The sequence below is a fragment of the Candidatus Nitrotoga sp. 1052 genome, assembly GCF_927312905.1.
Taxonomy (GTDB): domain Bacteria; phylum Pseudomonadota; class Gammaproteobacteria; order Burkholderiales; family Gallionellaceae; genus Nitrotoga.
In genome coordinates this window covers 1-7,826 of record NZ_CAKMHQ010000077.1, presented here as the reverse complement: position 1 = coordinate 7,826, position 7,826 = coordinate 1, and the positions used below count along the sequence as shown (strand labels likewise).

Below are 7,826 nucleotides of genomic sequence, written 5' to 3'. Positions count from 1 at the left end.
GGAACAAGTGCAGGAGGCGGTAGAGCGGATCAACCACCGACCTCGAAAAGTACTCGGATTTAGAACCCCGCATGAAGTATTCTTCGGGGTGGAATTACGCTACACCAAGCAACCACTGGCTGTTGCACTTCGAACTTGAATCCGCCTGATTAAAATATTAGTCATAAAATATTTTATCTAAATAAATTATGAAAACCAGCGTAGAAAGGCTGCTGCGGTCAGTGCTGTTAGGCCTAGTGCTGCGAGTAGTTTCCATGCGAGATGCCGACGCTCTTTGGAAAAATTAGCGGAATAACGAAGGTAAATTATGACGATGTTTACACCAAATATTGCACATACCATTTTAATAAGCAACGCTGCCATAGCAATGCCATGTATGTCTGGAAGTTTGTCGTAGTAATGATAGCTGACTGCAGCAAAGCCCATGCCACTTATTGCTTGAGCTGTCCATCCGAATCCGACCAGCCATGCTAGCTTGCGATGCAGAGCAGCAGCTGTTCCCGGATATAATGCAAATGCAGCGCCGCCCACAACAGCAACGGCACCGAAATTATGCACCACCTGCACTATTGCGTAGCTCAGGTTTTCCATGGCAATCATGTCGTTATATTACGTTAATGTTAGTGCATGCTTGGACTCCTATAGGAGTATGGCCCTTGTTAACTATTTTGATGCATATGGCGTGTTTTCCCGGATCTAGCGACTCTACTGTGTGGCTACCTTTTAATTTGCGTATTACCACAGCTTCCTTGCCGTCTACGTATAAATGTACGTGATCGCCATTTTGTCCAGGCACGACCTCGTAGGAAACTTCAATTTTCGATTTTCTACTTATTTTTGCCCCATCAAGGGGTGAGGAAATAGTTACAGAAGCATCAGCGGCGAGTGCAACTGGAACGTAAGATCCCAAAAAAAGTGATATTACTAACAGATTAAGTATGCGCATAGTTTTTCTCCTTGAAATGAATAAATAAAACGCCATTTGTACTATTCGTGGGTGTTATTTGCTGCTCTCAGCAATTATCAATATAACACGTTAAACGGGCATGCTGAAGAGATGGCTTGCATTTTTATTTCAGATGAAATGATATTATTTTCTCTACATTTGGCGGATTCAACGGCGTGGACACGTCGGTGATTTCACGAGTGTTTAAGGCGAAACAAATGTCAACGCGGCTGGCGAACTAAACAGACATAATCGTTACGTAATGAGTACAAGCAAGCATGTATCAATAGTAAGCAATTCTCATCGGATAGCTGGGCGGAAAAAAAGCTGTTATTGCTAAGTTGATTTATATTTAGCCAAAATGGTATCTTCATGACACTCCTTGTGGAAGTTGATACCAACTGCAAATGAATACCCGCGCTCGTTCGAAGAAATGGATGAATGTTCCGTACTGAGGGTGGCTGTCGCGACTATATCCGTCGCTTGCGTACGGCAAATCTTCACTAGGGGGCGTGATGTACATACCCATTTTACCAAATGTATTGGCTAGTGAAGTTGGAATAATTTTAAGTAATAAAAAAGCCAGATAAATCTGGCTTTTTTATTACTTAAAATGTACTTGGTGAAACTTTCTTGCCAGAACAATTAATTAAGCTAACACGCCTGTAACAAATTCGGTACTACCCATTACAGCGACAGTACCGAATTTCTTCACAAAAACATACACTATACGGACGGTATAGTTCAAGTTCTACAAGTGCAAAAAAATTGCTTTTAAACTGTAACTGCAACGCAAGCTTGCGTTCCCATATCAATCACTTCATGGAACTCGTCTACTATCTTGATACAGATGTCATGTTTTCCTTTTGCGAGCAGGTCCAGACCAATTGTATAGCCATAGCTACCGTTTAACAAATGTATCCCGGAATAATGCTTGCCGTCTATAAAAAGATGCCCGTGCTCATCATTGTATACAATGGTTGGCGATTGATAGCGGTATGTACCTTCTGGTGCCAACTTTGAGTAACCGGCATTTTGAGGTTGACGAGTGGTATCAACAAAATTTCCGCCGGGTACTATTGCATATTGAAGTCTGATCTTTGCCGGTTTTGTACCTGCTTTGGAATCAGTATTTTCTACGATTGCATTCATTGTTACCTTTGTACCTTGCCCCCTTGGTCCGTCAGCATTAACGAAGTATTGTTTAGTATAGGTTTTGCTTGGACTGGTTTCTTCCGGATGATAACCAAGACCTGTTTCAATCGGAGCTACGCAATACGGGGCTGCACTAGCTACACAGCCTCCAGTACCGTTCGCCCTGTCTCCTGCCCATGATTCGTTAAAGTCAGTATCGTACAGAGGTTTGCCATCTACATAGGGTACAGCGGTTTTAAAGTCTGGGGTATATTTGGTGGGCTGTTTACCATGATAACTGGCTTGACCAGAACCGCCTTCTTCTTTCTGCCATTGATCCAAATGATGCTTCCCAATGTTATATTGGCCTTGGGTTTCATATTGGTATTTAGGAGCTACCTCACCACCACCGGGAGGATAGTTGCCTGGTATGCCAAGTTGCGCTCCAGGATGCAGATCGCCAGCTTGGGGATCGGGTGCAAACGAGCCTGCTGGAGGAAGAAAATTGAATTCAGCATGTGGGCCGTCATATGCCATGGCAGCCGGGGAACTAATAGCAAGCAGTAGTGCCAGTGAGTTAACTCTGCGCATAATTATTACTCCTCTAAGTAAATAAATAAAAAAAGATAAACCCACTCGTACCGTCCGCGGGGGCTCTTAGAAACTTCTAACAGCTGGGTCAGGGTAACATAATATTGGTGAGAATTGCAAAAAATATTTATACTTTTGCGCTATGACTTAATGGCTTTATATTCCCTTTTTTTGGGGTTTAAAAAGTGGCCGCGATACGCTGCTATGATGGCTTGAGCAATAGATCTCCGGCTATGTCGGAGATCATGTAATTTTGCGGATGTAATGTGCTGTGGACGGAGTGTGATTTGGCGTAATTGAGGAGTGAATCGGGCGGGCGGGTGATTGATGGTGCTAATTTCATAATTACCTGATTATTTTCAATACCTGCTTCAGGTAAGTGCCAGTAACGCTTTCCGGATTGGCAGCAATGTCTTTGGGCGAGCCTTGTGCGATGATATGCCCGCCCCCCTCGCCGCCCTCAGGTCCGAGGTCTATGATCCAGTCGGCGGTCTTTATTACGTCGAGGTTATGTTCGATTACTACCACGGTGTTTCCTTGGTCACGCAATTTCTGAATGACTTTCAGAAGCAGGGCGATATCATGGAAATGCAAGCCGGTTGTGGGTTCGTCCAAGATGTACAGAGTACGTCCGGTGTCGCGCTTGGAAAGTTCCAGCGATAATTTGATACGTTGCGCTTCGCCGCCGGATAGCGTCGTCGCGCTTTGCCCCAATGTGATATAGCCGAGCCCCACGTCGAGCATGGTTTGTAATTTACGTGCGATGATTGGCACCGGCTTGAAAAACTCATGCGCATGTTCAACTGTCATCTGCAAAATCTGGTGGATGTTCCGGCCCTTGTATTGTACCTCTAGCGTTTCGCGGTTGTAGCGCATGCTATGGCATACGTCGCATGGCACATAGAGGTCAGGCAGGAAATGCATTTCGACTTTAATCACGCCATCGCCCTGGCAGGATTCGCAACGTCCGCCTTTTACGTTGAACGAGAATCGCCCCGGGCCATAGCCGCGCTCGCGCGATTGCGGCACTCCGGCGAATAGTTCGCGGATGGGAGTGAACAGGCCGGTGTAGGTAGCGGGGTTGGAACGTGGGGTGCGTCCGATGGGCGACTGATCCACGTTAATGACCTTGTCAAAAAATTCCAGCCCGTTGATTTTGACGAACGGTGCGGGCTCGGCGTTGCTTCCATACAGGTGTTGTGCGACGGCGTGATACAGCGTGTCGTTGATGAGGGTGGACTTTCCGGAACCGGACACGCCTGTTACGCACACCAGCAGGCCAACAGGTAAATCAAGCGTAACTTGTTTCAGGTTATTGCCACATGCGCCTTGAATCTGCAGCATGCGTTCCGGATCGGGGGAGAGGTATTCTTTTGGCGCTTCGATGTTGCGCCGACCGGAAAGATAATCGCCCGTCAACGATTGCTGGTTGGCACACACTTCTTGCGGCGTGCCTTGCGCGACGATCATACCCCCATGCTCGCCCGCACCGGGACCCATGTCCACCACGTAGTCGGCAGCATGGATGGCATCCGCGTCATGTTCCACCACGATTACACTGTTGCCCATATCACGCAGGCGTTTCAGCGTGCCCAGCAAACGATCATTGTCGCGCTGATGCAGGCCAATGGAAGGTTCGTCTAATACATACATCACACCAGTCAGGCCGGAGCCAATTTGCGAGGCTAGGCGGATGCGCTGTGATTCGCCACCGGACAAGGTCTCTGCCGAACGATCTAACGACAGATATTCCAGGCCGACGTTGTTGAGAAAGATCAGGCGGCTGGCGATTTCATGCACGATTCTTTCCGCGATGGCCTGCTTGTGACCTGGTAGCTTCACCTGTTGGAAGAAAGTGAGCGCCTGCTTCAAGGGTAATGCACTAAGCTCATAAATGGCATGGTCTGCGATGCGCACATTGCGGGCTTCCAGGCGCAGGCGCGTACCCTTGCATTCAGGGCAGATGCAGGTGTTGAGATGTTTCGCCAGTTCCTCGCGCACGGTAGGTGACGTGGTTTCCTTGTAACGCCGCTCCAGATTATTGATGATGCCTTCGAATGCATGTTCGCGTAGCGTGGGTTTGCCGCGCTCGTTGAGATAGCTGAATGGGATTTCTTCCTTGCCGCTGCCGTACAAAATAATCTGCTGAATTTTTTCCGGCAGGCTTTCGAACGGACGTTCCAGATCGAAATCGTAATACTTGGCCAAGCTGTCCAGCATCTGGTAATAAAACTGGTTGCGTCGATCCCAGCCTTTGATTGCCCCAGAACTTAACGACAATTGTGGGAAAGCCACAATCCGTTTTGGATCAAAGAAACTGATGCTGCCCAACCCATCGCATTTCGGGCAGGCGCCCATCGGGTTGTTGAACGAGAACAAGCGCGGTTCCAGTTCTGGCAACGAATAATTGCAGATTGGGCAGGCAAACTTGGCGGAGAATATATGTTCTTTGCCGCTGTCCATTTCCACTGCCAATGCGCGCCCCTCGGCATGGCGCAATGCGGTCTCGAATGATTCCGCCAGGCGCTGCTGGTTGTCTGCGCCGGCTTTTAGGCGATCCACCACAATCTCAACAGTGTGTTTCTTGTTCTTTGCCAGCGTGGGCAGCTTGTCTATCTCATACACGGTGCCGTTTACGCGCAACCGCATAAAACCTTGTGCACGCAACTCATTAAACAAATCGACTTGTTCGCCTTTGCGCTCAATGACCAATGGAGAAAGAATCATGATGCGTGTGTCTTGCGGCAGTTGCAGCACATGGTCCACCATCTGCCCAACGCTTTGGGCCTGTAACACCAGATCATGCTGCGGGCAATAGGGGTCACCCGCACGCGCAAACAGCAGACGCAGGTAGTCGTGAATTTCCGTCACCGTGCCGACAGTAGAACGGGGGTTATGCGAAGTGGCTTTTTGTTCAATGGCAATGGCAGGGGACAAGCCCTCGATCAAATCCACATCCGGCTTTGCCATTAGTTGCAAAAACTGGCGCGCGTAAGCGGAAAGCGATTCGACATAGCGTCGTTGCCCCTCGGCATATAAAGTGTCAAATGCGAGGGAAGACTTGCCGGAACCCGACAATCCGGTGATGACCACAAGTTGATTGCGCGGCAAATCGAGGCTGATGTTTTTCAGGTTGTGCGTGCGTGCGCCACGTATTTTGATACTGTCCATGCCGGTTACCGTAGGTTGCGCTAAACCTGCTAATATACGCGATTTTTTGCGCTTTCAATACTTCAATATGGAATACACACCTGATTCAATGACGCCACTTGAGCGCCGCTCCAGCATGGGCTTAGCCGGTATTTACGGCTTGCGCATGCTGGGGCTGTTCATCATTCTGCCGGTATTTGCGCTGTATGCTGCCGAACGACTGCCCGGCGGTGAAAGTCATATCCTGATTGGCATTGCCCTCGGTGCTTACGGCTTGACCCAGGCTGTATTGCAAATCCCAGCTGGCTGGATGTCCGACCATTACGGGCGCAAACCGGTGATCTATGCTGGGCTGCTGCTATTCGCTATCGGCAGTTTCATCGCAGCTTCGGCGGACAACATCTATTGGGTCATCGCCGGGCGCGCGATCCAGGGCGCGGGAGCAATCAATGCTGCGGTGATGGCGCTAACCGCCGACCTCACGCGCGAGGAAGTCCGCACCAAGGCGATGGCGATGATAGGCATTACCATTGGTATCACATTTGCGATATCACTGGTGCTGGCACCGATGTTATATCAAGCGATAGACGTGCCCGGAATTTTTGCGCTAACCGGCGTATTGGCGCTTCTGGCCATGCTGTTTGTGGCCTTTGTAATTCCAAATCCGGCCATCACGCGCTTCCATTCTGGTTCCGGGGCGAGCAGCAAGCGATTCGGCGACGTGCTGCGTAACAAGGATTTGCTGCGACTCGATTTCGGTATTTTTTCCTTGCATGCGATTCTAATGTCGGTATTCATGCAAGTGCCATTCGTGCTGAAAAATAATGGGCTGGAGGTTGCTCAACATTGGCAAGTATATCTGCCAGTTATGTTGCTAGCCCTTATGTTGATGGTGCCGCCCATCATTGTCGCCGAGAAAAAAGCAAAGATGAAGCAAGTGTTTATGGGCGCGATTGCACTGGCAGCGCTGGGGCAATTATCATTAATGCTGATGCAGAGCAGTGTATGGGGTGTGATGCTGTCGCTGTTGCTGTTCTTCACCGCATTTAACGTATTGGAGGCGACATTGCCTTCAATGATTAGTAAGATTGCCCCGCTGGCGGCCAAGGGAACGGCGATGGGCGTATATAGCAGCGTGCAATTTCTCGGCGCATTCTTTGGTGCGATGGCGGGCGGTTTTCTGATGCAATATTTTGGCGGCAATGCTGTGTTTGCATTTGCGGTAGGTTTGTTATTGCTGTGGTTGTTAGTTGCCAGCACCATGCAGCCACCTGCAGCGGTGCGTACCAAAATGTACCCATTGCCTGAAATGGATGGGCGCGCGGGCGCTGTTTTGCAACAACGCTTGGCGCAATTAAATGGGGTGCGCGAAGTAATGGTGGTGCCAGCCGAATGTATGGCGTGTCTTAAAGTAGATATGAGTGGCTTTGACGAAGCCGCGGTAGAAAATTTAGTGAAAGGGGAATGACATGTCGGTAAACAAAGTAATTTTAGTAGGACGGCTGGGCAAAGATCCGGAAACGCGTTACATGCCCAATGGCGAAGCAGTAACCAATGCCACGTTGGCTACCTCAGAAAACTGGAAGGACAAAAGCGGCGAGAAACAGGAAAAAACAGAATGGCATAACCTGACCTTCTACCGTCGCCTGGCAGAAATTGCCGGAGAATTTCTGAAGAAAGGCTCGATGATTTACGTTGAGGGCAAGCTTGCCACGCGCAAATGGCAGGACAAAGAAGGCAAGGATCGCTATACCACCGATATCATTGTCGGCGAGATGCAGATGCTGTCCAGTAAATCCGGCAGCGGTAATTTTGACATGGCGGATAAGCCACCTGCATCATCGTCAACTGGAGCGCCTGCTACCAATAAACCAGCACCAGTCAAGAGCGGCGGTTTCGATAACTTCGATGACGACATACCGTTTTAATTACTACCAAACTAAAATCTGTTAAGGAAACACTGATTTATTCCACCGCACCTCACTGAACTTCGCCACCATGATAT

5 protein-coding genes and 1 pseudogene are annotated in these 7,826 nt (G+C 49.0%); 3 read left to right on the top strand and 3 right to left on the bottom strand.

All coding sequences use genetic code 11. From position 1 onward, the window contains the following. A pseudogene (locus MJ768_RS15520) lies at positions 1 to 139 on the top strand (IS30 family transposase); the annotation flags it as partial. Between the two features lie 47 nt (positions 140 to 186). Here MJ768_RS15520 and MJ768_RS13580 read toward each other — a convergent pair. From MJ768_RS13580 to uvrA, 3 genes are all read right to left on the bottom strand, one after another. After that, positions 187 to 591 carry a hypothetical protein gene (locus MJ768_RS13580; RefSeq protein WP_239292476.1) on the bottom strand — a complete coding sequence of 135 codons (405 nt, stop codon included), beginning with the start codon at positions 589 to 591 and terminating at the stop codon, positions 187 to 189. A 1,129-nt stretch (positions 592 to 1,720) separates the two neighbouring features. Further along, positions 1,721 to 2,671 (bottom strand): hypothetical protein, encoded by a 951-nt coding sequence (locus MJ768_RS13575; RefSeq protein WP_239292474.1) that lies wholly within the window; start codon positions 2,669 to 2,671, stop codon positions 1,721 to 1,723. Positions 2,672 to 3,016: 345 nt separating this feature from the next. Next, positions 3,017 to 5,842 (bottom strand): excinuclease ABC subunit UvrA, encoded by a 2,826-nt coding sequence (gene uvrA / locus MJ768_RS13570; protein WP_239292472.1) that lies wholly within the window; start codon positions 5,840 to 5,842, stop codon positions 3,017 to 3,019. A gap of 88 nt (positions 5,843 to 5,930) precedes the next feature. Here uvrA and MJ768_RS13565 point away from each other — a divergent pair, with 88 nt between their 5' ends. Continuing rightward, a complete protein-coding gene (locus MJ768_RS13565; RefSeq protein WP_239292478.1) occupies positions 5,931 to 7,289 on the top strand; it encodes an MFS transporter in 1,359 nt (452 codons plus the stop codon). A 1-nt stretch (position 7,290) separates the two neighbouring features. Further along, positions 7,291 to 7,749 carry a single-stranded DNA-binding protein gene (ssb, locus tag MJ768_RS13560; protein ID WP_239292470.1) on the top strand — a complete coding sequence of 153 codons (459 nt, stop codon included), beginning with the start codon at positions 7,291 to 7,293 and terminating at the stop codon, positions 7,747 to 7,749. Positions 7,750 to 7,826 lie beyond the last annotated feature (77 nt).

Bases quoted from the DNA above. Each gene is read 5' to 3' on its own strand.
- MJ768_RS13565 (WP_239292478.1), top strand. From the start codon at position 5,931: ATGACGCCACTTGAGCGCCGCTCCAGCATGGGCTTAGCCGGTATTTAC.
- MJ768_RS13575 (WP_239292474.1), bottom strand. From the start codon at position 2,671: ATGCGCAGAGTTAACTCACTGGCACTACTGCTTGCTATTAGTTCCCCG.
- ssb (WP_239292470.1), top strand. From the start codon at position 7,291: ATGTCGGTAAACAAAGTAATTTTAGTAGGACGGCTGGGCAAAGATCCG.
- MJ768_RS13580 (WP_239292476.1), bottom strand. From the start codon at position 591: ATGGAAAACCTGAGCTACGCAATAGTGCAGGTGGTGCATAATTTCGGT.
- uvrA (WP_239292472.1), bottom strand. From the start codon at position 5,842: ATGGACAGTATCAAAATACGTGGCGCACGCACGCACAACCTGAAAAAC.